General features: G+C 64.1%; 23 protein-coding genes. 3 read left to right on the top strand and 20 right to left on the bottom strand.

The window, feature by feature from the left end; all coding sequences use genetic code 11:
- Nucleotide 1 precedes the first annotated feature (1 nt).
- From U9J39_RS17920 to U9J39_RS17940, 5 genes are all read right to left on the bottom strand, one after another.
- Nucleotides 2-1,135 carry a flavin monoamine oxidase family protein gene (locus U9J39_RS17920; RefSeq protein WP_326347684.1) on the bottom strand — a complete coding sequence of 378 codons (1,134 nt, stop codon included), beginning with the start codon at nucleotides 1,133-1,135 and terminating at the stop codon, nucleotides 2-4.
- Nucleotides 1,129-1,809 (bottom strand): cupin domain-containing protein, encoded by a 681-nt coding sequence (locus U9J39_RS17925; protein ID WP_326347685.1) that lies wholly within the window; start codon nucleotides 1,807-1,809, stop codon nucleotides 1,129-1,131. The genes U9J39_RS17920 and U9J39_RS17925 overlap by 7 nt, the downstream gene beginning before the upstream one ends.
- A 72-nt stretch (nucleotides 1,810-1,881) precedes the next feature.
- Nucleotides 1,882-2,223: a carboxymuconolactone decarboxylase family protein gene (locus U9J39_RS17930; RefSeq protein WP_018006525.1), complete on the bottom strand. Its 342-nt coding sequence runs from the start codon at nucleotides 2,221-2,223 to the stop codon at nucleotides 1,882-1,884.
- 47 nt (nucleotides 2,224-2,270) lie between these two features.
- A complete protein-coding gene (locus U9J39_RS17935) occupies nucleotides 2,271-2,552 on the bottom strand; it encodes a hypothetical protein (RefSeq protein WP_018006526.1) in 282 nt (93 codons plus the stop codon).
- A 64-nt stretch (nucleotides 2,553-2,616) separates the two neighbouring features.
- A complete protein-coding gene (locus U9J39_RS17940) occupies nucleotides 2,617-3,390 on the bottom strand; it encodes an SDR family NAD(P)-dependent oxidoreductase (RefSeq protein WP_326347686.1) in 774 nt (257 codons plus the stop codon).
- A 294-nt stretch (nucleotides 3,391-3,684) separates the two neighbouring features.
- On the opposite strand from U9J39_RS17940, the gene gcvA reads away from it, so the two are divergent.
- Nucleotides 3,685-4,605, top strand: coding sequence for a transcriptional regulator GcvA (gene gcvA, locus U9J39_RS17945; RefSeq protein ID WP_326347687.1), 921 nt, complete (start codon nucleotides 3,685-3,687; stop codon nucleotides 4,603-4,605).
- Between the two features lie 78 nt (nucleotides 4,606-4,683).
- Here gcvA and U9J39_RS17950 read toward each other — a convergent pair whose 3' ends face one another.
- Together U9J39_RS17950 and U9J39_RS17955 are read right to left on the bottom strand one after the other, a co-directional pair.
- The gene (locus U9J39_RS17950; RefSeq protein WP_026164243.1) at nucleotides 4,684-4,920 is read right to left on the bottom strand and encodes a hypothetical protein; all 237 of its coding nucleotides are present in this window, start codon (nucleotides 4,918-4,920) and stop codon (nucleotides 4,684-4,686) included.
- Between the two features lie 17 nt (nucleotides 4,921-4,937).
- The gene (locus U9J39_RS17955; RefSeq protein ID WP_326347688.1) at nucleotides 4,938-5,741 is read right to left on the bottom strand and encodes an AraC family transcriptional regulator; all 804 of its coding nucleotides are present in this window, start codon (nucleotides 5,739-5,741) and stop codon (nucleotides 4,938-4,940) included.
- Between the two features lie 218 nt (nucleotides 5,742-5,959).
- Here U9J39_RS17955 and U9J39_RS17960 point away from each other — a divergent pair, with 218 nt between their 5' ends.
- Nucleotides 5,960-7,285, top strand: a complete 1,326-nt coding sequence (locus tag U9J39_RS17960; protein ID WP_326347689.1) for a tetratricopeptide repeat protein — start codon at nucleotides 5,960-5,962, stop codon at nucleotides 7,283-7,285.
- A gap of 208 nt (nucleotides 7,286-7,493) precedes the next feature.
- Nucleotides 7,494-8,747 carry an MFS transporter gene (locus tag U9J39_RS17965; RefSeq protein ID WP_326347690.1) on the top strand — a complete coding sequence of 418 codons (1,254 nt, stop codon included), beginning with the start codon at nucleotides 7,494-7,496 and terminating at the stop codon, nucleotides 8,745-8,747.
- A gap of 170 nt (nucleotides 8,748-8,917) precedes the next feature.
- Here the strand turns inward: U9J39_RS17965 and U9J39_RS17970 are convergent, their stop codons facing one another.
- The 13 genes from U9J39_RS17970 to U9J39_RS18030 all read right to left on the bottom strand — a co-directional run bounded on the left by U9J39_RS17970 (nucleotide 8,918) and on the right by U9J39_RS18030 (nucleotide 23,845).
- A complete protein-coding gene (locus tag U9J39_RS17970; RefSeq protein WP_115712106.1) occupies nucleotides 8,918-9,670 on the bottom strand; it encodes a TSUP family transporter in 753 nt (250 codons plus the stop codon).
- Between the two features lie 84 nt (nucleotides 9,671-9,754).
- Nucleotides 9,755-10,315 carry a cysteine dioxygenase gene (locus tag U9J39_RS17975; protein WP_326347691.1) on the bottom strand — a complete coding sequence of 187 codons (561 nt, stop codon included), beginning with the start codon at nucleotides 10,313-10,315 and terminating at the stop codon, nucleotides 9,755-9,757.
- Between the two features lie 28 nt (nucleotides 10,316-10,343).
- Nucleotides 10,344-12,629 (bottom strand): molybdopterin-dependent oxidoreductase, encoded by a 2,286-nt coding sequence (locus tag U9J39_RS17980; protein ID WP_326347692.1) that lies wholly within the window; start codon nucleotides 12,627-12,629, stop codon nucleotides 10,344-10,346.
- Nucleotides 12,630-12,646: 17 nt separating this feature from the next.
- A complete protein-coding gene (locus tag U9J39_RS17985; RefSeq protein ID WP_326347693.1) occupies nucleotides 12,647-13,609 on the bottom strand; it encodes a hydroxyacid dehydrogenase in 963 nt (320 codons plus the stop codon).
- A gap of 67 nt (nucleotides 13,610-13,676) precedes the next feature.
- Entirely contained in the window at nucleotides 13,677-14,630 is a 954-nt protein-coding gene (locus U9J39_RS17990) for a tripartite tricarboxylate transporter substrate binding protein (RefSeq protein WP_240987726.1), read from the bottom strand.
- 64 nt (nucleotides 14,631-14,694) lie between these two features.
- Nucleotides 14,695-15,948 carry a mandelate racemase/muconate lactonizing enzyme family protein gene (locus U9J39_RS17995; protein WP_240987725.1) on the bottom strand — a complete coding sequence of 418 codons (1,254 nt, stop codon included), beginning with the start codon at nucleotides 15,946-15,948 and terminating at the stop codon, nucleotides 14,695-14,697.
- Nucleotides 15,949-16,020: 72 nt separating this feature from the next.
- Nucleotides 16,021-17,001, bottom strand: a complete 981-nt coding sequence (locus tag U9J39_RS18000) for a Bug family tripartite tricarboxylate transporter substrate binding protein (protein WP_116313378.1) — start codon at nucleotides 16,999-17,001, stop codon at nucleotides 16,021-16,023.
- A 34-nt stretch (nucleotides 17,002-17,035) separates the two neighbouring features.
- Entirely contained in the window at nucleotides 17,036-18,223 is a 1,188-nt protein-coding gene (gene acdA / locus U9J39_RS18005) for a 3-sulfinopropanoyl-CoA desulfinase (RefSeq protein WP_025583077.1), read from the bottom strand.
- Nucleotides 18,224-18,239: 16 nt separating this feature from the next.
- Complete coding sequence (locus tag U9J39_RS18010; RefSeq protein WP_025583076.1) at nucleotides 18,240-19,433, bottom strand: CaiB/BaiF CoA transferase family protein; 1,194 nt, start codon at nucleotides 19,431-19,433, stop codon at nucleotides 18,240-18,242.
- 191 nt (nucleotides 19,434-19,624) lie between these two features.
- On the bottom strand, nucleotides 19,625-20,092 hold the full coding sequence (locus U9J39_RS18015) for a PaaI family thioesterase (protein ID WP_115712096.1): 468 nt from the start codon (nucleotides 20,090-20,092) through the stop codon (nucleotides 19,625-19,627).
- Nucleotides 20,093-20,229: 137 nt separating this feature from the next.
- On the bottom strand, nucleotides 20,230-21,132 hold the full coding sequence (locus U9J39_RS18020) for a LysR family transcriptional regulator (protein WP_020384466.1): 903 nt from the start codon (nucleotides 21,130-21,132) through the stop codon (nucleotides 20,230-20,232).
- Nucleotides 21,133-21,282: 150 nt separating this feature from the next.
- Nucleotides 21,283-22,524, bottom strand: a complete 1,242-nt coding sequence (locus tag U9J39_RS18025) for a YbfB/YjiJ family MFS transporter (RefSeq protein WP_326347694.1) — start codon at nucleotides 22,522-22,524, stop codon at nucleotides 21,283-21,285.
- 121 nt (nucleotides 22,525-22,645) lie between these two features.
- Nucleotides 22,646-23,845 carry a MalY/PatB family protein gene (locus U9J39_RS18030; protein WP_115699556.1) on the bottom strand — a complete coding sequence of 400 codons (1,200 nt, stop codon included), beginning with the start codon at nucleotides 23,843-23,845 and terminating at the stop codon, nucleotides 22,646-22,648.

Raw genomic sequence — 23,845 nt, forward strand, 5'->3', positions numbered from 1 at the left:
ATCAATGCAAAAGGGAATCTGCGGTATTGCCGGCCATCAAAGCGGCCACAGCCCGCCGGGCAGCGTCCAATGCGCCCGCGACATACCCGCCAAACTCCGGCGACCATTCGCTGGCAATACCGGTGAGCCGGTTGCACCAGACGCCGGACGCCGCGCACGAAGGTAATGGCAACACTTGGTGCGCGCCCACCTTGTTGTCGGCCTCCAGCGCTGTGTAAGGGTCGCGCGCCCAGTCTTTCAGGTATTCGATGCGGGGTGATGCAGCGCAGCGGCCGAACAAGCGAACCAGCTGAGCACGGCAGAGCGCCCGCAATTCCTGCTCCGGAATCCGGCGGCGCACGGGGGCGGGGACGCCCAGGAAACCGAACAGGGCACCATCGCAAGCCAGCGCCGAGGCGTCGTGAATCTCCGTCATCGGCCCGACAGCGCTGCGCGCCTCGCCGGATAACCCGTGCTCGCGCCAGAAGGGTCGATCGAAGACCGCCAGATACTTGGCATGTGGCGCCATCCATGTCGCGCAGTGCTTCCACGGCCCTGCCAATGCGTCGGGCAACGCTGGCTCGAACACAATGGTGCCGGCTGCAAGACGCGGCGGCACCGCCAACAGAACGTGGGCCACGCGATGCATGAGTTCACGCCCCTGCGGGCCGTCAGCCTCCACTTCGACACAGTCATCCAGATAGCGCACCCGCTTCACATGGCAATGGGTCATCAGCCGGTTTGCTGTCAGGCGCTGATGCAGAGAATCGACGAGCGCGCCCATGCCGCCCACCAGCCGCCGCGAGGCGGGCGTGGAGCGATAGCCATCGACGCGTACGGGGGCGTGCGTCGCGGAGCGCTCCAGCAGCATGTCTCCCTCTTCTTGCTGCGCGAAGGTCTGCAGGCCCAGCTCGTCCACCAGCACCTGAAGATCCGGTTGCAAAGCGGGCCAGAACCAGGTTGCGCCAAGGTCATACTGGTCGCTGGCCCGCTGCTCGCCGGTACGGGCCTTCGGCGAGACAGAAACGATCCGCCCCCCCAAGGCGCCTCGCGCTTCCAGCAACACGTAATCCCGGATGCCGCGTTGCTCCAGCAAGTAGGCCGCGTAGAGGCCACTCAGGCCGCCGCCGATGATGGCAATGCGCGCGGTCAGCATGACGCGCCGTCCAGACTGACAGGGATCGCGAGATGCCCTGTCTTGAGGTACACGCAGGCCCCGAATCTGCCCGCGACGAGATCCGGATACGTCCCCGGCGGCAGCCTCACCCAACTGCCCCGCTCGTATTCCTGTGCGCGCTCACGCAAGCTGCCCTCCACTACCAGCATCTCGGCACCCTCTACCGGAGCGCGGAACAGGGTGGCGCCCGCCGGTATGCGCTCGAGGGAGACATGTTCGATGTCGTCCGAGAACAGCGGGCAGCATTCACGACCATTCCTGACCGTCCAGCGCGACACATCACGCGTGTCGACACGAACCGGGCGGGATTCGTCCTGTTGCATCTGCCGGAGTTTTACAAAGATGACCGCCCCCTCGGCGCTGGAGGGCTCGTGGCAGGAGCCCGGCGGGCTGCGCAGATACCAGCCGGCCGGATAGTGAATGTCTCCTTCGGAGAACGTGCCCGACAGCACGAGAATTTCCTCGCCTCCCGGATGTGGGTGGTGGGGAAACCAGGATTCGGGCGCGTAACGCACGATGCTGGTGGCGCGTCCTTTTTCTCCCCCCATTCGATCCAGCATCACGCGCTCGACACCGGGCTGGGGCGAGGCGATCCACTGGTACTGATGTGGCGTGACGGCTGCGCGCAGCGCAAGATCCGCATTAACTAGCATAGAGACTTCTTTAAAGACAAGCGGGGTACAGGACCGCGGCGTTCCGCGGCGGCCCGATGTACCCCATACCCTTTACCTGGGCAGATGTGCGTGGGTATCGAGCACGCGTGCCGAATAGACGAGAGCGGCGCCGGCGTTGAGGGCAATGGCAACCCCGAGCGCCTCGGCAATTTCTTCGCGCGTGGCACCATACTCCGCTGCCTTCTGCGTGTGCACGGAAATGCAGCCGTCGCAGCGCGTGGTAACGGCGACAGCCAGGGCAATCAGCTCGTGCATCTTGGGTTCCAGATGTCCGGGCCTGGCCACGAATTCATTCAACTTCGCGAGCCCTGCCATTACCTCTGGGTTCAACGACGCGAAATCGCCGACGCGCGTCTTCAATTCATTCCGGTAGGCATTCCAGTCCTGCATCATGTCTTGAGCTCCTGCTGTCAATGAGTGGGCGGGCGGTTGCGGCGAGATCACGCGACCTCGTAGATCCGCACGTCGGGCGCGGCACCCAGCAATGGCTCGAGACCGGCCACCACATCTGCCGTGAACAGCTCGCTTCGCAGATAGGCAGCGGCGTTCTCCCTGCTGTCGAAGCCATGCAGCACTTGCACGTCTTCCTCACGCACCAGCAGTTCCTTCGACTTCGCGCCGGCAACGGTGCTGAGGAACGGCGCCTTGTACCTTTGGTAGACGCCAGCCGCGGCCGCGCGGTTGGCGCTGGCGATCATGAGGGTAATTTGCAGATAGACCATACGTGCTCTCCGAGCAGGTGGTTGGGAAAACAAGGAGGCAAACGGCAGGCGCTCGCCCCACGCATCAGTTGCGGCCAGCCATCACGCCGCCATCCACATCCCAGATGGCGCCCGTCACCCAGCGCGCCTTGTCGGAGAGCAGGAAAACGACCGCTTCGGCAACATCCCGCGGTTTGCCAACGCGGCCGATGGGATGGAAGCTGTTGAAACCTTGCAGGGCGCCATGTACTTCAGCCTTGGGAATGAAGCCCTCGTAGATCGGCGTTTCGACCACCGCAGGCGACACCGCGTTGACGCGGATGTTTTTGGAAGCCAGCTCCATCGCCAGATGCTGCGTCAGCGAATGCAGGCCGGCTTTGGCCATCGAATACGCCGAAGATGGCGTGGCTGCAATCGCCTGCCTGGCCCACATCGAGCCGATGTTGACGATGGCGCCGGTTTTGCCTTGCGCGACCAGGTTGCCTGCGACGCGTTGGGTAATGAAGAAGAACGCCTTGTTGATCTTCATGTACTGGTCGTAGTCAGCCTCCGAGTGTTCCAGGAATGGCTTTGGAAAGAACACACCGGCGGCGTTCACCAGCAGGTCGATGTCGGCATGCTGACCGTCGACGGCTTCAAGCAGTGCGCGGACGCCCTCATCGCTGGCGAGGTTCACCGTCAGTGCCCAGACCTGCCCCAGCGCGGCTAACTCGCTGCGCGCCGCCTCGGTCTTTTCGGGGCGATTGCCCACGATCACCACGCTGCCGCCTTCGGCGAGCACCATGCGTGCGGTCTCCAGCCCCATTCCGCTGGTGCCGCCGACGACCAGCAGTTTTTTGCCCTTGAACTGATTGCTCATATCTCTCTGCCTGTCGGATGGGCCAAATCGGGTTGAAAAAAGAGCACGGTGAGGCTGCTAGTGCGACTTGATGTCCGAACCGAGCGCCAGACCTGCGCCGAAGAAGCGGAATGCCCTTATCGAGTGTCAATGCAATCTGAAAGGAAAACTATCCGCCCAGGGATGCGCCATCTGCTCCCGGGATCCGCGACAGAATCCAGGGAAGTGCCGCGAATCTTTGCCAATTTTTGGTCAATCCGAAACCTCTGGCAAATGAGATAAAATTTCTTTCCTTGAAAGAAAACCTTTACTGCGATGAAGCTACCGGTCCATCTGAATGCGCTGCGCGCCTTTGAAGCCAGTGCCCGACACGAGAGCTTCTCCGCAGCAGCGGAGGAACTCAACGTCACGCCCGCCGCCGTTGGTCAGTTGGTTCGGGGCCTTGAGGATTGGCTTGGCTCCCCGTTGTTCGTCCGGGGCAACAGCGGTCGGGCACGACTTTCTGCCACCGATGCCGCACTGCGCGCATTGCCGGACATCCGCGCCGGATTTGACCGGCTATCCCTGGGCCTGGAACGGCTGCAGGAGGGTTCCGTCCGCGGAGTACTGAGCGTCACGGTCAGTCCCGCTTTCGCTGCCAAATGGCTGCTGCCACGCTTTGAGCGATTCCAGGCGATCTGCCCTGACACTGATATTCGCCTGGAGACCAACCTCAAACCCGTGGACTTCGTGGCGCAGCGGGTGGACATCGGCGTGCGCTACGGTACCGGCACGTGGCCCGGACTGACTGCTGAAAAGCTCATAGAGGAGGAGGTATACCCGGTTTGTTCGCCTGAGCTACTGCGGCAGCATCGGTCTCTGCGCCGCCCCGGTGATCTGGATGGCGTCACCCTCATTCACGATCTCTCCATGGATGGCCATGCGGGCTTCCCCACATGGAGCCAGTGGTTTCAGAAAATGGGCGTCTCCGGCGTAGCGACTTCGCGCGGCATGAAGATCAACAACTCCGCAGCCGTGTTGCAGGCAGCAAGCGAAGGACGCGGCGTGGCGCTGGCGCGCAGCGTCATGGCTCGCGACGACTTGGCGGCCGGGCGCGTGGTACGGCTCTTTCCAAGGTTAAAGTTCCCTTCCGAGTTGGCCTACTACGTCGTTTATCGGCCGGAGAGTGCCGGCTTGCCGAGGTTGCAGGCATTCCGGAACTGGCTGCTGAGTGAAGCGGCCTTACCCAGCGAATAGCCCTATCCCGTTGCAGCGGCGCCGGCTCGAAACCTTATTCGATCGAAGAAGCGAGGTAGTCCTTCACGACTCCATCGTTCAATGTCTGACCGAGGCCGGTGCATCAGCTTCCATCGACGCGACGATGGCCGTGTGCGCGGCGAGCGAGGATTGAAAGTGGGAATCGGGGAACGTCAGCAGACTCCTCATGGCCCAGATCTTGATGTCCACGGTCTCGTAGGCGTCCGTCATCTCGAATTCGCCCTGGACGATCAGCGACTTGATCCGCTCCTGTATCTCAAGTTCGTGGCTGGCCTCTTCCAGACGCACTGGCACGGCTGTCTCCCAAGTACTCAAACCGGCAATGACCGGCGCGCGCGAGATGATATCGCCACAGGCGCGAGCACGACAGGGCGGCCGCCCTCGTCACCGCGTCCGCGCATGAATGCCTGCGGACCGCAACCCATGTCGAGGCGGAAGGCGTAGACGAACGCGGAGGTGGAACCGTAGCCCAGCTCCATCGCCGTGCGCGTCACGCTCATCCCGCCGCACAACAGTTCAATGGCCCGGAACAGGCGCATGCGGCGGCGCCACGAACGCAGCGATATGCCGGTCTCGCCGACAAAGCGCCTGGAAAGCGTTCGCGCCGACATCCCGAGCACCAGGCCCCAGTCTTCCGGCCCGCGGGCGTCGGCGGGATCGGCGTACAACGCCTCGCACAGCGTCGTCAACGGCGCGCTGCGCGGCCACGGCAGCGCGGCGGGAATCGCCTCGGCCCTGCGCAACTGGTCAATGATCAGATGCGTGACGCGTCCGGTGTAGCCGTCGACGTCTTCTGTGCCATCGATCTCGGCTGCCTCGACGATCAGCGCCTTCAGCAGGGCCGATACCCGGAACACGGTAGCCTGGGCAAACGGCAACTCGCCACCCACGCCATCACTGATCCAGAGGCTCCGAAACTCCGCGCCAAGCAACGAACCGACGCGGTGCTGAAGACCGGTGGGCAGCCAGGCCGCCTGCTCGGGAGAAATGACGAAGGAGCCACCAGGAACGATAACGGTCAAGGCGCCCGATATCGCATAGACCACCTGGTGCCACGCATGGGCGTGATCCGGAAAGGCATGGCGTGCCGGAATCGACTGGGCCCGCACGGTCATTGGCCGCGGCGGCGCTACGCCGTGTGGTGCCTCAATGGTGTCCCATCTCATGGTCCTGCCCTCCCCTTGGCAGTTATTCTATATAAATTGACCGTTAGTCGAAAGACGGCCAGCACCGCTTCGGCTTTAATAGTTGGCATGGCGATCCTCCGGCATGCACCGCGCACCCGGAGCTGCCGCTTGCCCGAGGCCTTGATCTCACAGGAGTGAATAGTTTTATGGCGCGCTTCGAAGACCGGTACGGTCTGCAACTCTCCACGACCTCTGACGTCGCCGCGGACCGGTACCGGACCGGCATCGACCTGCTGCTGTCCCTGTGGCCCGACGCGGCAGCGACGCTCGATGCCGCCATCGCGGCCGATCCGGATTTCGCGCTCGCCTACGCTGCGCGCGCACGCCTGCACGCCATCCGCGCCGAGGCCACCGACGCCAAGGGGAAGATTGCCCTCGCCCAGGAGCTGGTGGCGCGCCATGGCACCGAGCGCGAGCGCAGCCATGTCGAAGTCCTGCGGCTGGCCATCCACGGCCAGTCGGCCAGCGCGCTGGCCGGCGCCCTCGAGCACGCCGACCGCTGGCCGCGCGACATCCTGATCCTCTCTCTGCCGCTGGGCGCCTTCGGCTTGCTTGCATTCTCCGGCATGGCAGACCACGACCAGGCACGCGTGGACCTGTGCGAGCGTCATGCTGCGCATTTCGACGCGGATGACTGGTGGTTCCTGACCTATCGCGGCTGGGCGCATGGCGAGAACGGGGATGTCGTGCGCGGTCGCGCCTTCACCGAGCGCGCACTGCAGTTGCGACGGAACAATGTCAACGCGGTTCATGCGCTCACGCACGTGATGTATGAAGCCGGCGCTGGCACCGAGGCGGAAGCGCTGATCGAGGACTGGCTGCCCGGCTACGACCGCAGCGGCGTCCTTCACAGCCACATCGCCTGGCACGCCGCGCTGGTTGCGCTGGAGCGGGGCGACACAGAGAAGGCGCTCGGGATTTATGGCCAGTACGTAGCGCCCTCTAACACCTTGGGCGTGCCGATCAATGTCGTGAGCGATACGGCTTCATTCTTGTGGCGCTTCCAGGCTTATGGGCATCCGGTCCCAGCGGGACTCTGGCAGGATGCATCGGCCTATGCTTCGCGGTACTTCCAGCAGCCCGGCTTCCCGTTCGCGGACGTTCACATGGCGCTGGTCGCGGCAGCCAGTGGCGACCGGGCTGCGCTCGAGGCGCGCGTCAAGGCGCTGAACGCACTCATCGAGGCGGCAAAGCTTCCCGCCGGTCCCGTGGTGCCGACCATCTGCCGCGCTGCGCTGGCATTCGCCGAAGAAGACTACCTGGGTTGCGCCAGCCTCCTGGAGCCCATGGCGCACGAAGTTGTGCGTATCGGTGGCAGCGCGGCGCAGCGGGAGGTCGTGGAAGACACCCTGCTGGTTGCATTGATGCGCAGCGATAACGCGGCCAAGGCGCGGGCGCTGCTCAGCAAGCGGCTACATCGTCGGCCTTCTCCCCGCGACGCAAGCTGGCTCGAAGACCTCGCCCCGGCCTGACACGCTGCACGGCAACGGCTTCTCCTGAGCCACAGCGCCAGGGGTAGCAGTTGAATTTCGCATTGCCTCCGCACTGCTGCGCCATCATGTCCGCCGGCGGCGCAGCGTTCCGGTTCGCCCGCACGGGGCGCGCGCAATTGCGCAGCAGGACAACCTCTCCACCCATGGCCGGCCGCCACGCAACGGCCCGCCGGTTTCCTCATTCCGCATGACCTCCATCGCAACGACAGAAGCCAGCGGGCTTCAACGGCTATTGGTCCATCGCATCGGACCGGTTGCCACGATCGCCATCGCGCAGCTGTTCGGCACCGCGCTGTGGTTCAGCGCAAACAGCACGGCGGCAGACCTGATGCGGCTCTGGCACGCCACGGAGGCCGACATCGGCTGGCTCACCAGCGCCGTGCAGCTCGGCTTCATTCTCGGCACGCTCAGTATCGCCCTGAGCGGCGCGGCAGACCGCTTCCGCGCGAGTTTCATTTTCGTGGCCAGCGCGATCGCCGGAGCGCTCTTCAACCTCGGCTTTGCCTGGTTGTCGACCGGCCTTGCCAGTGGCGCGGCGCTGCGCTTCTGCGTGGGGATCTGCCTGGCAGGGATCTATCCGATGGGCATGAAGCTCATTGTCGGCTGGGCGCCGCATCGAACCGGGCAAGCGCTGGCGCAACTGGTCGCCATGCTGACCCTTGGCACCGCGCTGCCTCATGCGATGCGCGTCATCGGCGCGGGCCTGCCGTGGCAGCTTGTGATTACCGCGTCGTCGGTGCTTGCCTTGCTGGGCGCCTGCATGATCGGCGTGTTGAGGGACGGCCCGCACACCCTCACCAAGCCTCGCCAAACCAGACCAGGACAAGCGCCGCACGCGGCCTCACGCTCCGTGCTGCAGGTCTTTCGCATCCGTGCCTTCCGTGCCGCGACATTGGGTTACTTCGGCCATATGTGGGAGCTTTATGCGTTCTGGACGGTGGTACCGCTGCTTGTCGCGCGCACCGCATTGGCCGCACAGTTTCCCGGCATCGGCATCGCAGGACTCACCTTCATCGTGATTGGCATCGGCGGGCTTGGCTCGCTGATCGGGGGCGCCTTCTCACAGCGCGTCGGCAGCGCCAGGGTAGCGTTGACGGCGCTGAGCGCTTCCGGGCTTTGCGCCATCGCGTTCGCGCTGGGCTGGCAGACGCTTGCGCCGATGCCGCTGTTCGCCCTGCTGATGCTGTGGGGCGCATCCGTGGTGGCCGACTCGCCACAGTTCTCCGCGCTGGCAGCCAGGGCATGCCCGCCGGAACTGGTTGGCAGTGCCCTAGCCATCCAGAACGCGATTGGCTTCGCCATCACGGTCGTGTCGATCGCGGCGACCACGGCCCTGATCGAGCGCATCGGGCTGGACGCCACCTGGCTTCTCGTACCTGGCCCGATTCTTGGACTGGCCGGCTTCTCGCTGACGACGCTGCGCGCGCGCACCGCTCGCTGAACGCCGAAGACTTCCGCAAGTTTCTGCTGCAAGAGCAGACCAAAAAGAAGGCATTGGTCAAGCGCCGTGGGCTGAGCCAGCACTAATGGGGGATCGGCAAGCGATGTCCGCGGGGTACAGTTCCCGTAGCGCTTCCACTACGGCACCCCGCTTCGATCCCTGATTCTCGCTTAAAGCAAGATACCGATGCCTACGCATACCAGCAGTATGCAGACGATTTGCCGCAGTCTCTCCTTCGACACTGGCGGCTGGCGATTCGCGGCGAGGATGGTCACCAGCATGGCGACCGGAAGCGCCTCTGCCGCGAGTTGAAGCGCGAACAGATTCACCTGCCCCGAGAGCCCCATCACCGATAGCCGCAGCACCGCGCCAACACCGAAACTGAAAATCAGCGATTCCTGGATGACCTCCACGGACCAGGGCTGACGATACACCGCATACACCAGCGGCGGACTCGCCGTAGCAAACATGCCGCCGAGGACGCCCGACAGTGCGCCGACGAACGCAAAGGTCCTGGGACCAGACGCCACGGCGTAAGGCCTGGCCGCCTTCCAGAGCAGCATGGCACAACCGATCACACAGATTCCCAGCAACGCGCGCAAGGTCTGGAACGCGTGGGTAGCAAGAAAAGTCAGCAATGCCATACCGACAAGAGAACCGCCCAGACTGCAAACCACCGCAGGCTTGATTTCCGGCTGAATCCTCAGCGGGCGCCTCTTGTACAAGAACAGCGCTGCGTTCAACACGATGATGACGGTTACCGCATTGACCGCATCCGGCAACGGCACAATATCGGTCAGCGCAACCAGGCCCAACAGGACCAATGCCAGCGCGAAGCCGGTCACGTTCGACGCATAGACGGATATCGCCACAAACAGCACGAATAGCAGGTGCGCTCGAGCTTCTGTATCTCCTGACAGCATGGTGTCTCCAACGTGCCGGGCGCGCCGCTATCAGCAAGCGCAGCCATCCCTTGATCTCACTTTCGCGGCGACGTCCACGGCCGGCTAGACGTTGGTGTAACCGGAGATAAAAGTCTTCTGCTCCCCGGTGTGCTCGTCATAGACATGACGTGAGATCTTGCCGATGTTCCCCCCATAAACATGGATGCTGATCGACACGCTGTCGTCATGCGCATTCGCCACGCGGTGAATATCTCCAATCGACGGCGACACCCGATCGACGTGACCGGGCTTGAGAATGTCTTTGCCGAGGGAACGCATCGGCTTGCCAGGCGCCGCGACTTCGAATCGTTCGGACGTCTCGGCACCGCGTAGCATGCCGATGAGGGCCCAGACCGTGTGGTCATGCACCGGGGTCTTCTGGCCCGGGCTCCAGACAAAGCTGACCACCGAGAACCGATCGCCCGGGTCGGCATAGAGAAGATATTGGCCGTAGTACTGGGGATGCGGCTGCGCGTACGCCTCCGGCAACCAGTCATCCACGGCAATCAGTTCGCCAAGCAGCTTCTCGCCCGCATCGAGGATGCGGCGCTCGTTGCCTTCAGCGGTATCGACGATCCGGGTCATTCCGGCGATAAAGTCGGTAAAAACCTTGGGCAGATTCATTGCATGTCTCCTTTCTGGGGTCAAAGCCTTACGTCGTCGCGCGGCCCAGGTCACTGCCAGGCCGCCCTGGTTGATGCTTTTCCATCCTGACAAGGCAAGTGTGAGCCGCACAGCCTTGCGAGAAGCCGGAGCTGCATTTGTCCAGGGTCAGCACGTTCGGATTGCCGGCGACATCTAAGGCGTTCGGCCCCTCGTCTTCCGGCGCATACCACGCGCCCGTCGGCAGCATCAGCACGCCTGGCCGAACCGCATCGGTAACGGATGCCGATGCCAGGCACTGTCCCCGGTCATTCCATAGCCGCACCGCGTCGCCATCGGATATCGACAGCCTTGCCGCATCGCCCGGATGGATCCACACCCGCTCACGGCCGTTATGCTTGGTCGCCATGCTGACCGGCGCCTCGTCCAGCTGGCTATGCAGCTTGCCGGCCGGCTGGCGGGACACCAGGTGAAATTCTTCAGGGCCGGCGCAGCCCAGCCACTCGGCGGGCGGGATCCAGGACGGGCACGGCGGACAGTCGTCAAGGCAAAGCGTGGCTAGCTTGTCGCTACCCAACACGATGCGCCCGCTTTCCGTGTTGAGGCGATGCCCGTCGGGATCACGCCGGAAAGCTTCGAGATAGGTGAACATGGCCCTGGTCGGCACGGGCGTCGAGCCACGTTCCCAGAATGTCTCGAACTCCGGCAGCTCGACGCCCAGCCTTTCCCGGCTGTGCCGCGCCGAGCGTTCGTACATCATGCGGATCCACTGCATCTCATCCCGCCCTTCGCTGAAGGCGCATTCCACACCGAGACACGCGGCGATACCGCGGACGATGTCGTAGTCGTTGCGCGCCATGCCCACGGGACGGATGGCCTGATGCATGGCGATCAGGTGGTCGGAACGGCGGTTGCCCGCAATATCGTTGCGCTCGATGGAGGTGGTCGCGGGCAGCACAATGTCGGCGCGGCGGGCCGTTGCTGTCCACATCGGCTCCTGCACGATAATGGTATCGGGACGAGACCACGCCTTGCGCAGCCGATTCAGATCCTGATGGTGGTGAAACGGATTTCCGCCCGCCCAGTACACCAGCCGTATGTCAGGGTAGGTGTGCGTCATGCCCTCGTACGTGAACTCTCGCCCCGGCTTCAGCAGCAGGTCGGCGATGCGTGCGCACGGGATAAAGTCTGCATTGGGTTTTGCGCCCTGCGGGAACGCCGGAGATTGCGCCTGGGAAAGCGGCGATCCGACACCGCCAAGGGAACCATAGCCAAAGCCGACGCCAGTGCCGGGCAGTCCGATCTGGCCGATCACCGACGCCAGCGCCAGGGCCGCCCAGTATGGCTGCTCGCCATGGTCTGCCCGCTGCAGGCTCCAGCTCACGGTGATCATCGAACGCGTATCGACCAGGCGGCGGGCGAGCGCGTTGAGACAACCAACGTCAAGGCTCGATATCCGCGAGGCCCACTCCGCGTCTTTCCGCACGCCGTCATGCTGTCCGGCCAGATAGGCCAGGAAGCGGTCGGAGCCGCTGCAATAACGGTTCAGGAACGCCTGGTCGTGCCGGTTCGCCGAGACGATTTCTCCGGCCAGCCCCAACATGACCGCGGCATCGGTGTTCGGGCGCACGGGCAGCCATTCGGCCGGCACCCACTCCGGCAAATCGTCACGCATCGGCGAGACCAGGAAGAACCTGACGCCGTTATCGACCATGGCCCGCAAATGGGATTCGAGCTGGTGGCGTGCAACACCGCCGGCCTCGCTCTGGGCCGTGCGGGGCGACAGCCCGCCGAAGACAACAACGGTTTGCGCATGCCTGGCCACGGCATCGAGCGTGGTGGCGCCACCATTGCAGGCCTCGCTGTCGCCGAGGACGTGGCGCAGGATGACCGGGCCGGCGGCAATGCTGTAGGTATCGACATGGCCGGTATAGCCGCCGACCAGGTTCAGCATCCGCTTGATCTGCGAGGGGGCATGATGGAACCGCCCGCAGCTGGTCCAGCCATAGGAGCCCGCGAAGATCGACGCATTGCCGTACTCATGGCGCACGCGATCGATCTCGCTGGCGACGATCTGGTTGGCCTGCTCCCAGGACACCGGCACGAACGCTTCGTTGGCCTTTCGCTCGCCCGGCCCGCGCTTGGCGAGCCAGCTCTTCCGGACCATGGGCTGAGCAATCCGGTTGGCGGACTCGGCCCAGTACTTCACCGAGTGGATGACCGGTGACGGCGACGGATCTCCTGCGAACGGCTCGACCCCGACGATCCGGTTGTTCTCCACCAGCAGGGTATAGGCGCCCCAATGGCTGCAATGGCTAAATTTCTGGACTGCCATGGATTTCCTCCTGCCGCTCACTTCGGCGCTTGTCGCAGCACTGTCGCGTCCCCGGACGTCCTCGCCAGCACACCCAGGACCCGCTGCGCCACCAGTTCACAAACTCGCAGCTCCGAATCGGCGGTCACGCCGGCTACGTGCGGTGTCAGCAGCAGGTTCGGCACCCCCGCCAGCACCGACCCGCCAGGCAGCGGTTCGTCGTCGAATACATCCAGTGCGGCCGCCCGGAGCTTTTTTTCCGTCAGGGCGCGCGCCAGAGCTGCCTCGTCGACGATGCCCCCTCGCGCGGCATTGATCAGCACCGCTTCAGGCCGCATCATGGCGAGCCGGTCCGCATTGATGAGGCTACGTGTCTCCGGCATCAGCGGAACGTGCAGACTGACAACGTCACTGACGGCCAGCAATTCGTTCAGGGGAAGCATTTCGCATGGGAAGTCGGGCGACGTCCCCGGCCGAAGCGCGGCGTCATGCGCCACCACGCGCATGTCCAGCCGGCTGGCCAGGCGGCCGGTCAACTGGCCGATCGAGCCGAATCCCACCAGGCCCAGCGTCCGACCACAGACCTCATGGCCTTCCGGCGTTGCCGGACGGGTCCAGCAGCCATCGGCCAGCGTGTCGCTGACGCTGTAGTGGGAAAACCTGAGCAGCAGCATGGCGCAGGTCACGACATACTCCGCCACGGAGCGGGCGTTGGCTCCGAGGGCCGGGATCACTTCGATACCGCGCTCCTGGCAGGCGGGAACGTCGATATTGTCAAGGCCGACCCCAAGGCGACCAACGGCCCGGCACTGGCCGAGCGCATCGAGCAGCTCGCCACGCACCTGCGTACGGTTTCGGACGATCAGGGCCTGGGCATCGCGCGCGGCATCCAGCAGCGCCGCCTGGCGCGCGAAGAGGGTAGGGTCGAACACGACCTCGTGCTCCTTGCGCAGGCGCTCCAGGGACCGGGGGTGAATCAACTCGGGGATCAGGATCTTCATGTTGGCTCTCGTGGTTCCGGGCGCTCGGTTACGCCGTCGACGTCGGTCTCGATCATCGATGCCAGGTCTACTTCAGCAGCCCGCTTTGCTTGAGCACCGGCGTGTACTTGCGGTAGTCCGCCCAGGCCGCCTCGCGCGCGGTGGCACCATCCTGGTAGGCGATATCCAGCGCGTTGTCCGCGGCAAATTTCCTGAATTCCGGCGTTTCCATGGCCGCCTTGGCGGCATCATGGATGTACTTCACCACGGGTGCCGGCGTTCCTTTGGGAACGACGATGAGGTAGCGCACGCCGAAATCCGCCGCGACGCCCTGCTCCTTCATCGTTGGCACGTCCGGCAATCGTGACTGCCGCGTTTCGCTGAAGGAGCCGAGCGCACGCATCTTTCCTGACTTCAGGTACGGCACCGCCTCGATGGGCTGCGCGATCGCGGCGGTGATGTGCCCGCCCAGCAATTGGGGACCCCCTTCTCCCCAACCCTTCTGGGCCACGTCGATCAGCTGCACACCGGCCAGGCGCTCGAACTGGAGCAGGTTGAGATGGCTCAGAGTCGTCACGCCCGGAAAACCCACGCTAAGGCTTTCCGGGGCCTTCTTGGCCGCATTGAGCAAGTCCTGCAGCGTCTGGTAAGGCGAACTGCTCGGCACCAGCATCACCGGGGCGAAGTTGACGATGTTGATGACTGGCGTGACATCGTCCGGCGATTTATAGGACAACGAATTGACCTGCGGCGACAGCGCCAGGTTCGAGTTGGGTACGAATGCGAACTGATACCCGTCTGGCTTGGCCATCGCGAGCGTCGACACCGCCAGGCTGCCACCGACACCCGGCTTGTTTTCGACCACGATGCCCGAGGGGAACCTGGGCGCCATGACCGCTGCTAGCTTGCGCGTGACAAGGTCCGCGGCACCGCCCGGAAGATACCCGACCAAGGCGGTGACCGGTCGGCTCGGGTAGCCGTCCTGCGCCATCGCGGGGGACACGACGGCGCTTAAGAGAAACAGGGAAAGTAGTGCTCGCATGCTTTGTCTCCAATCGATCTTATGTTTTGCCGGGGATATGCCGGGGCTGCGCCCTGCCTGCTGCTTAATCGCCGAGCTCGACGAAGGTGGTAACCATGCGCCGCTCTGCTTCGGGCGCGAGCGTCATGCCCAGGCCCGGTGCCGTCGGCACGTGGAAGCGGCCGCCCTGCGGCTGCAGATCCTCGATAAACAGATCCCTGTTACACGCCTTCAGCGCATACGTGTGGTGCTCATGAATCTCGAAATTGGGGATGGCCGCTTCAAACTGCAGCGCAATCGCTGTGGCCAGCGGCGATCCGCACACATGGGCCTGCACCCCCACATCGAAGGTGTGCGCGAGGTGTGCAATCTTGCAGGCCTCGCTGATGCCACCGACCAGGCCCACGTCCGGCTGAATCATGTCGATCGACCCGGCCTCCAGGTACGGCAGGAAGCCCCAACGGGTATAGAGCCGCTCGCCGGCGGCTACCGGCACCGGCGACTTGCGCGCGGCACGGTTGTGCGCATGCGCGCCGTTGTAATGAGTCGGCTCCTCCATAAAAAGAATCCCCAGGTCCTTCAAGGTTTCCGCCGCCTGCAGCGCGCCTGCCGTGGAGGTGAAGGAGTGCAACTCGAGGATGATGTCGGCGTCGGGGCCAATGCCGTCCCGCACCGCCTCCATGCGCGCGCGCAGCATCTTGCGCTGCTCGGGTGTCAGGATGCCGCGCAGCTTGGCAGCGCGGCTGCCGTCCGGCGCGATCATCAGCGGATCGACCTTGACGCAGTCGTAGCCTTCCTCGCGCGCACGGACCGCGGCTTCGCGATACCGCGCCGGGTCGACAAGGTTCACCGTTTCCCCGGCCCAGTCGAACTGAAGCTGGCTGGCATAGCAGCGCAGCGGCGCCGGCGTGTCGGCGCCCAGCAGCCGATGCACGGGCAAGCCAAGCGCCTTGCCTTTGATGTCCCAGAGCGCCGCGTCGAGCGCGCTCATGGCGCCGAACACCACGGGCCCGCCGCCTTCGGCCCAGAAGGACTTGCGCAGCATCCGCTCCCAAACGGATTCGGTCGAAAACGCGTTGTGGCCCAGCACGAAGCGCTGGCCCAGCGCCAGCACCATCGGCCCGGCGGCCTGCGCGCCGGTCCCGTACGCCATGCCGACCTCGCCCAGTCCGCTGACGCCTTCTTCGGTGTGAACCCGGACAAATACGTGATGCCACGAGGCAATGCCGCCCTGGCCGGACAGTTCGGCCTCGAGCACTTCGATCTTGGTAATTTTCATGATGGTCTCCCCCAGGCAGTTTGGGTTGGATGGCCGGCGCGCCAGGTGGCAGCCGACCATTGCGAGATGTGGCATGAGAGGATGCACAGCACTCCCATGCCGTGATGACAGCCCCGACTAGGGCAGTTCGTGCTACTCGACCCGGATGTTGGCGTCCCGCGCCACGGCGCTCCAGCGGTCGACTTCGCTCATCAGCAGTTTGCGCAGCACCTCCGGATTGCCGCCGCCGGGCTCGGCACCCTGGCGCCGCCATTGCTCGACAAAGACATCGTTGGCAAACGCCCGGGCCGTGGCGCCGTTCAGCGCGGTAACGACCTGCACCGGCGTGCCGCGTGGCGCGAACAAGCCGTACCAGCTCGCCGCGTCATAGTTGGGCACGCCGGACTCGGCGATGGTGGGAAGGTCCGGCAGCGTGCGCGAGCGCTGCCTGGAAGTCACCGCAAGCGCCCGCACGCTTCCGCTGCGGACATACTGCAGCGCCGACGGCATGGTTTCGAAGTAGACCTGGATGGTCCCGGAGATCAGGTCGACCAGCGCGGGGCTGGAGCCCTTGTAGGGGACATGCATCATACGGGTTCCGGTGACGGCCTTGAACTGCTCCGCCATCAGGTGGTGCAGCGTGCCGGTGCCGGGCGAGCCGTAGGCCAGCTTGTCGGGATTCGCCTTCAGGTAGGCGATCAGTTCGGCGACGTTCTTTACCGGCAGCTTGTTGGTCACCAGCAGCACATGGTCCACCCGCCCCAGGAAGCTGACCGGCACCATGTTGCGGATGTCATAGGGCAGCGCCGGGTAGACGGTCTGGGCGATGGCGTGATGCGCAGCGCCAAACAGCACGGTGTAGCCATCCGGCCTGGCGCGCGCCACCGCATCCGCACCGATGGTGCCGCCCGCGCCGGCGCGATTCTCGACGATCACCGATTGGGATAGCTCGCGCGCAAGTTGCGACGAAACCAGCCGTGCCAGGATATCGACGGTGCCGCCTGGCGGGAACGGCGCGACCAGCCGCACCGGCGCAGCGGGATAGGCCCCGCTCGCAGCGCGCACACCCACAAGCGGCGCCATGGACCCCGCGCCGATATACGACAGGGCTTTTATGAAGTCTCTGCGCTTCATATCTTTGTCTCCTCCGTTATTTTTGCGACCGGCCTTATTTCGCGAGGTAGCCGTGGCGCGTCTGCGGCAGCTTCATCTCGAGCACGCTCGCCGCGACCTGCGTTCTCAGGATCTGCGCGGTGCCGCCGGCAATGGTGAACATCCGGGCATCGCGGACGTGCCGCTCCATCGGGTTGTGGCGGCCATAGCCAGACGACCCATAGAGCTGCAGCGCATCGTTGGTGACCTTGTTGGCCGTCTCGGCGGCGAAGATCTTGGCGCGGGCGGCGCGGGCCATGTCGGGAAATTCCTTGCCACTGCACGCGGCCGAGTGCAACAGCAAGCGCGCGGCCTCCAGTTGCACCGACATATCGCTGATCATCCACTGCAGGCCCTGGAATTCGGCGATGGGGCGGCCGAACTGCTGGCGCGACTTCGCATAGCGCACGCCTTCCTCGAACGCGCCCTGCGCGATGCCGAGCGCCACCGTGCCGGCACCGACTCGCTGCGCGTTGTACGCGTTCATCAGCGCCGCGAAGCCGCGCTGCAGCCCGCCCGGCGGTACCACCAGCATGGATTTGTGGATCTTCAGGTCGCGGAACTCGATATGCGTCTCGGGGATGCCGCGCACGCCCATCGCGTAGAGGCGGCGGCCGATCACCAGGCCGTCGGGAGCATTGCCATCGCGCACGCAGATGAACGCGCCGATGCCCTGGTCGACACCATCGTCGAACACGCGGGCGAAGATCAAGTGCAGGCGCGAGACACCGCCGCCGGTGATCCAGTACTTTTCGCCGTTCAGGATGTAGTCGTCGCCGACCCGGTCCGCGCGGGTGGTCATCTCGCTGGCGGCGCTGCCGGCGTTGGGCTCGGAGATGCAGATGGCGGGCTTGTCGCCGCTGAGCACGGCCGCCGCGGCGAGCTTGCGCTGCTCGTCGGTGCCATAGCGCAGAATGGCGCCGATCGCACCCATGTTAGCTTCGACGGTAATGCGGCCCATGGTGGCGCACGCCTTCGCCATCTCCTCGATCACGATCACGGTATCGTGGTAGCTGCGACCTTGTCCGCCCAGCTCCTTCGGGATCGTCATCCCCATGAAGCCTGCGGCAAGCAGCCGGTCCACGTTCTGCCAGGGATAGGCCTCGGTCAGGTCGGTGTCGGCAGCGGTCGGTGCGAATGCGTTCTGCGCCAGGTCGCGCGCGGCCAGTTGCAGTTCTCTTTGTTCAGCGGTCAGTTCGAACATGCGTCTCTCCATTGGTTTATGAGTTGCCGAGCCAGTCTTTCAGGATCGCGTCGCGATGCTCGTCCAGCCGGGGCGGGGGTTTTCGATAGGTCGCGGGCGTCTCTGACAGCTTGAGCGGATTGGCGAGCAGCCGCAGTTGGCCGTTCTTTGCCCATTCACAGGGCATGCGGATCTCAGCGCCCCGTGCCTTGACATGCGGGTCGTTGAAAACGTCTTCGAGGTTGTTCACCGGGCCGCATGGCACCCCCGCGTCTTCCAGCGCGGCGAGCCATTCGGACCGGCCACGCTGGCGTAGTGCCGCGGCGACCAGCTCGCACACCGCTTTGCGATTGGCAACCCGCGCCGGGTTGGTGCGGAACCGCGCATCCGCGGCGACGTGCATCAGGTCGGCGACCTCGCAGAACCGCTCGAACTGGCCATCGTTGCCGACCGCGAGGATCATCGGTGCGTCAGCGGTATCGAACACCTGATAGGGCACGATATTGGGATGCCCGTTGCCGAGCCGTTGCGGCAGCACACCGTCGGCAAGGTAGTTGGTGGCGCCGTTCACCAGCCACGCAATCTGCGAATCGAGCAGCGACACATCGATATGCTGGCCGCGGCCATGCGCGGCGCGGTACTGCAGCGCGGCGAGGATGCCCACCGCGGCATACATGCCAGTCATGACATCGGCGATGCCGACGCCGACCTTCATCGGCTGGCCGTCGGGCTCGCCGGTGAGGCTCATGATGCCGCCCATGCCCTGGATCAGGAAGTCGTAGCCCGGTCGCTGCGCGTAAGGGCCGGTCTGGCCGAACCCCGTGATCGAGCAGTAGATCAGCCTGGGGTACTGTGCCTTGAGCTGCTCGTATGACAGGCCATAGCGCGCCAGCCCACCGACCTTGTAGTTCTCCACCAGCACGTCGGCGTGCTGCAGCAGGTCATGGATCAGCGCGCGCCCTGCCTCCGACGCCAGATCGATGGCAATCGAGCGCTTGTTGCGATTGGCGCTGAGGTAGTACGCGCTTTCCTGCGTCGGGTTACCGGCGGCGTCCTCGATGTATGGGGGACCCCATTTGCGGGTATCGTCACCCTCCCCGGGGCGCTCGACCTTGACGACATCGGCGCCAAGGTCGCCAAGCAGCTGCGTCGCGCTCGGCCCGGCAAGGATCCGCGAGAGGTCGAGAACCTTGATGCCGGCCAGCGCCAGGCGGTCAGGAGGCACGTTCATTGCGCACCTCGCAAGCATTGGGCCGCTGGGCACTGGCCTGGTACGGCCACGCTGCGGTTCGGCGTTCTACTGCATCGCATGACAAGATCTCCTTGCAGGTCATGCGATCGATTCTAAGAATCGGTGTCCGACAAGCTCAATTGAATTGCGGCGCAAGGAGAGGAGAAACCCCTAGGCAGCCGCCAGCGTTGTCATTTGCGCAGGGCGATGGCAAGCATCTCGGCGGTGGCACAGAGAGTCTCGCCCGCCGTGAGCATCATCTCGACCCACACCTTGCGGCCGTCGATGGCTTTCAGTTTTCCCGACACCGTCAGTACCTGCGCCTGCGGCGTGGGTGCAAGGAAGTTGACCTGGAGTGAAGCGGTAACGAACCGGCCCAAGGGTCCGGAGGGGTCGTCCGACTGCTGCCTGTGAAAGGCGGCAGCGGAAGCCGTGCCGTGGCAATCGAACAGCGATGCGATCATGCCGCCGTAGACGTTGCCAGGCACGCCACCGCTGTACATCGGGTCCGGCGTGAAACGGGAAACTGTTTCTGTGCCGTTCAGGTAGGTCCTGAGTCCGTTGCCATGAGGGTTGGCGACGCCGCACCCATAGCAGTGGCTGTTCTCGGGGGAATATTCTTTCTGGATCCAGACGTCGGCGCGGTCGATATCACTCATGGTCAAGAGGCAATAGTGGCTAGTCCCCGTAACGCCGCAGCGTGCAGCGGGCGGGTTCCGGCAAATGCCCGAGCCTAAGAGTGGCCTCGCTCATGTGCAATTGAATCGGATTTCAATGCGAGCCGAAGACCACCACCTTAGTACCTGGCCACGCTGAACCGCTTCGCCTCCTGCCACAGCGCCTTGGCTGCGGGCGACAGCTTGTTCTCGCTCAGGCAAGCCAGCCCGATGCTGCGGCGGGTCTGGGGCAGCAGCGGAACATAGCGCACGCCCGGATACGTATCCGGGACCGCAAGCCGGGCCAGGATCGAGACGCCTTCGCCACGGGAGACGTACTCCAGGATCGACATGATCTGCAGCAGCTCATGCGCGATCGTGGGACGACAACCATGGCGCGCGAATAGTCTCTGGATCAATTTCTGCGAACCCGCGCGCGTCATGATGAACGGAAAGCGGGTGATTTCGGCGAGCTGGACTTCGGCCTGCGCGGCCAGCTCATGGTCAGCGGGCAGCACCGCAACTAACTCGTCGACCGCCAGCGTAATGGTCTCGAAGTCGGGCTTGGGCAAAGTGACCGCGGCCAGCTCGATGCGGCGCTCGATCAGGTCCTGGCTGGTTTCCTCGTCCGGCCGTTCGGTGACGACCACGCTCACGCCCGGATACCTGGCCCGGAACTGCTGCAGCAGCTTGGGCAGCGCATGCAGCGACGCGCTTGCGCCGAACGAGCCGACGCGGATCAGCCCGGTCTTCAGTTCCGCGCCGGCACGCGCCGTGGCAGTCACCAGCTGCAAGGAGGCGAACACGTCCCGCACATGCGGCAGCACCTGTTCGCCAGCGTAGGTCAGCGACAGCCCGGTCTGGTTGCGCTCCACCAGCTGGACACCGAGCGCATCCTCCAGCGCCCGCAACGCGTGGCTGGTGGCGGATGGCGTCATGCCGAGCTTGGCGCCGGCGCCTGCTATGCCATCGGAAGAGACCAGTGCGAGGAGTAGTTCTAGTTGCCGCAGGGTAGGGTGCTGAGCTCTTTCAGACTTGGGCATCGACGATCCAAAGGCAGAACAGGTGGCGTTGAGATGGATTTCACCCCTAGCCGCGGATCGTTGAAAGTAGCCTCATTAGTTAGACGTGTCAATGGCGCCGGACTGAGCACGTGCGCCAGCGAAAAGCTCTGGCCTTGACTGGCTTAAAAGTCAGTCTCGCCTCCTGGCAGTCAATTCCATGGCTAAGGCCAGGAACAACGCAACCGCGCTGCTGGCAAAGATGAGCCCGTAATTTCCGTCTGTGCGCGAGAATAGCCAGGCATAGCCGTAGCCGCCCAACGCCTGGAACAGCGCGAACGATGCCGTCGCGCGACTCCAGGCGGCTCGTTGGTGGATGGCATCATGCGGTAGCAACTCCTGTATGCGTCCCAGCACCAATGGCACGATGCCGGGCGTGAAAGCGCCCAATATGATGGTTGACACCATTAGCACAGCGGTATGCTGCGAGATTGCCAACAGGCCAACTGCGATCGCCTGCAGCAACAGGGCAATCCGATAGGCATTGCCGAAGCCTACCCTCCCCCCGGCCCATCCGCTGAACAGCGGTCCCGCAGTCGCCGCGACGCCATAGAGCACCCAGTAGCGTGCGCCTACTGTCGCGCCTTGTCCCAGTCCACGTGCGACATAGTCGACCAGCAGAACCATGGCTGGCACCAGTCCCAATGCATTAGCGGCGTACTGCATACAGATGATGCTGAGCATGCGAGCAAGGGTGGGACGGCTGGCTGCAGCACATTCATTCACCGATCCTGGCGCAGGTCTGCCAGCGGGCTTGTCCGCGGGTGGCCACCCGTCCCAACTCAGCACGGTGAGCAGCAGTGACACCGCCCCAAGGCCGAGCCATGCCGCACGAAGGCCCATCGACAGCAATCCGGGTACCAAGGTGCCGGACGCAGCAATGCCCAGACCCACACCCAGAAATATCATGCCGCTCACCAGTGCCCGGCGGGCCGATGGGATATGAGGAAGGATTGTCGTTGCCACCAGCACCATGATGGCGCCGCCGGAAAGCCCGGACAGGAAGCGCCAGATGAAGAACCAACTCAGGGAGACCGGAAGCGCACACGCGAAGAACGCCGCGGTGGCGGTCAGCATCATCCAGCGCATGACGTTCCGGTTCGACATGCGAGCGGCAAGCAAGCGGCCTGACAGTGCGCCCACCAGGTATCCGGCAAAGTTCGCCGCGCCAAGCGAGACAGCGTCGGCAGCGCTGAACCAGTGGGCCTGAATCAACGCCGGTATCAAAGGCGTGTAGGCGAAACGGGCGAGTCCGATCGCGACCAGACTTGCACTCAAGCCGGCGAAGGCGGCATGCAACGCACGCCGGTCGATCAGCCCGCTTGCATGGGGCAAGCCAGCACTTGCTTCCGTAGCTGTGACATCTTGTGACATGGCAGAAATTTTCGTGGGGAATCAGACCCACTGGATAAAGCGCTGAACATCAATTGCGAACGTACGACGATGGCTTCCGATAAGCCAGATGCCCGAAGACACGCCTCGAGCGAGGCATTGCTCACTTGCGCGGCAGCGCTAAAGTCAACTGCGAGATCGCGCGATCCAGCGTCTGGCGTGGGCACGCCAGATTGGCACGCATGAAGCCGTGGCCCTCCTTGCCAAACTTCGGTCCACGATCAAACCAGACGCGGGCCTTGGTTAGCAGGAAGTTCTCGAGGTCTGCGGGAGGCAGTTGCAGATCCCGGCAGTCAATCCAGGCCAGGTACAGAGAGTCCGAGTCCAGAACGCGGATCCCGTCGACACGGCTGTTCACCTCGGTGCGGAAGTATTCATGGTTGGCGGCCACCTTTCCTACTAGCGCGTCTACCCATTGGTCCCCTGACGTGTAGGCTGCCTCCGTTGCCAATGCGCCCACCATGTTGACGTGCGCATTCATGTTCCGCTCGATCGTTCGCTTGATCTCGTCCCGCTTACCTTTGTCAGAGACGACGATATTCGCGCACTGCAGGCCCGCCAGGTTGAAGGTCTTGCTTGCCGAGATGCAGGTGACACTGTTGTCGGCATAGTCGTCCCCCAGCGAGGCGAAGGGCGTGTGCCTCTTGCCACCACCGAAGACGAAGTCCCCATGGATTTCATCGGATATGACGAGCACACCATGGCGACGGCAGATGTCGCCCATGGCGCGCAGCTCGTCCGGGCTCCAGACGTTCCCGGTGGGATTGTGAGGATTGCAGAGAATGAAGAGCTTGGTATCCGCTTGAATGGCGCGCTCGAAGGCCTCCGGGTCAAAGCGGTAGCGCTCGCCATCGAACCTGAGCGGCGCCATCGCCAGCTGGCGCCCGTTGATCAGGACGTCATGGTGGAAGTGCACGTATACCGGCGGCTGGATCAACACCGAATCCCCTGGCCGGGAAAAGGCATGGATAAGGGTCTTGAGCGCGGCAATGACGCTCGCAACCGGCACGATCCATTCCTCGTCGACGGGCCAGCCAAAGCGCCGGCGCTGCCAGTCCGCTACCGCCTTGAAGTAACTCGCCGGAACCGAGGAGTATCCGAACACACCCTTGGCCACCATCCCCTGAATTGCCTCGACGACGACGCTGGGGGAGCGGAAGTCCATATCCGCCAGCCACATCGGAATCGGCTCGGCTCGCACCTGATGCGGTGTGAGAAAGCTGGCCGGAAAACACCACTTCATCGAACTGGAGTCGCTGCGATCAACGATGTCGTCAAATTCGAACTCTGAAACCTTTACCAT

This window comes from Cupriavidus sp. SS-3, from assembly GCF_035818815.1.
Classification (GTDB): domain Bacteria; phylum Pseudomonadota; class Gammaproteobacteria; order Burkholderiales; family Burkholderiaceae; genus Cupriavidus; species Cupriavidus taiwanensis_C.

What these genes read in the sequence shown, in the direction of transcription:
- U9J39_RS18000 (WP_116313378.1), bottom strand. Translation starts at nt 17,001, where the DNA reads ATGAAGCGCAGAGACTTCATAAAAGCCCTGTCGTATATCGGCGCGGGG.
- U9J39_RS17925 (WP_326347685.1), bottom strand. Translation starts at nt 1,809, where the DNA reads ATGCTAGTTAATGCGGATCTTGCGCTGCGCGCAGCCGTCACGCCACAT.
- U9J39_RS17935 (WP_018006526.1), bottom strand. Translation starts at nt 2,552, where the DNA reads ATGGTCTATCTGCAAATTACCCTCATGATCGCCAGCGCCAACCGCGCG.
- U9J39_RS18020 (WP_020384466.1), bottom strand. Translation starts at nt 21,132, where the DNA reads ATGCCCAAGTCTGAAAGAGCTCAGCACCCTACCCTGCGGCAACTAGAA.
- U9J39_RS18010 (WP_025583076.1), bottom strand. Translation starts at nt 19,433, where the DNA reads ATGAACGTGCCTCCTGACCGCCTGGCGCTGGCCGGCATCAAGGTTCTC.
- U9J39_RS17980 (WP_326347692.1), bottom strand. Translation starts at nt 12,629, where the DNA reads ATGGCAGTCCAGAAATTTAGCCATTGCAGCCATTGGGGCGCCTATACC.
- U9J39_RS17990 (WP_240987726.1), bottom strand. Translation starts at nt 14,630, where the DNA reads ATGCGAGCACTACTTTCCCTGTTTCTCTTAAGCGCCGTCGTGTCCCCC.
- U9J39_RS17930 (WP_018006525.1), bottom strand. Translation starts at nt 2,223, where the DNA reads ATGATGCAGGACTGGAATGCCTACCGGAATGAATTGAAGACGCGCGTC.
- U9J39_RS17920 (WP_326347684.1), bottom strand. Translation starts at nt 1,135, where the DNA reads ATGCTGACCGCGCGCATTGCCATCATCGGCGGCGGCCTGAGTGGCCTC.
- U9J39_RS18030 (WP_115699556.1), bottom strand. Translation starts at nt 23,845, where the DNA reads ATGGTAAAGGTTTCAGAGTTCGAATTTGACGACATCGTTGATCGCAGC.
- U9J39_RS17995 (WP_240987725.1), bottom strand. Translation starts at nt 15,948, where the DNA reads ATGGTCGGCTGCCACCTGGCGCGCCGGCCATCCAACCCAAACTGCCTG.
- U9J39_RS18015 (WP_115712096.1), bottom strand. Translation starts at nt 20,092, where the DNA reads ATGAGTGATATCGACCGCGCCGACGTCTGGATCCAGAAAGAATATTCC.
- acdA (WP_025583077.1), bottom strand. Translation starts at nt 18,223, where the DNA reads ATGTTCGAACTGACCGCTGAACAAAGAGAACTGCAACTGGCCGCGCGC.
- U9J39_RS17975 (WP_326347691.1), bottom strand. Translation starts at nt 10,315, where the DNA reads ATGAATCTGCCCAAGGTTTTTACCGACTTTATCGCCGGAATGACCCGG.
- U9J39_RS17985 (WP_326347693.1), bottom strand. Translation starts at nt 13,609, where the DNA reads ATGAAGATCCTGATCCCCGAGTTGATTCACCCCCGGTCCCTGGAGCGC.
- U9J39_RS17965 (WP_326347690.1), top strand. Translation starts at nt 7,494, where the DNA reads ATGACCTCCATCGCAACGACAGAAGCCAGCGGGCTTCAACGGCTATTG.
- U9J39_RS18025 (WP_326347694.1), bottom strand. Translation starts at nt 22,524, where the DNA reads ATGTCACAAGATGTCACAGCTACGGAAGCAAGTGCTGGCTTGCCCCAT.
- gcvA (WP_326347687.1), top strand. Translation starts at nt 3,685, where the DNA reads ATGAAGCTACCGGTCCATCTGAATGCGCTGCGCGCCTTTGAAGCCAGT.
- U9J39_RS17955 (WP_326347688.1), bottom strand. Translation starts at nt 5,741, where the DNA reads ATGACCGTGCGGGCCCAGTCGATTCCGGCACGCCATGCCTTTCCGGAT.
- U9J39_RS17940 (WP_326347686.1), bottom strand. Translation starts at nt 3,390, where the DNA reads ATGAGCAATCAGTTCAAGGGCAAAAAACTGCTGGTCGTCGGCGGCACC.
- U9J39_RS17970 (WP_115712106.1), bottom strand. Translation starts at nt 9,670, where the DNA reads ATGCTGTCAGGAGATACAGAAGCTCGAGCGCACCTGCTATTCGTGCTG.
- U9J39_RS17960 (WP_326347689.1), top strand. Translation starts at nt 5,960, where the DNA reads ATGGCGCGCTTCGAAGACCGGTACGGTCTGCAACTCTCCACGACCTCT.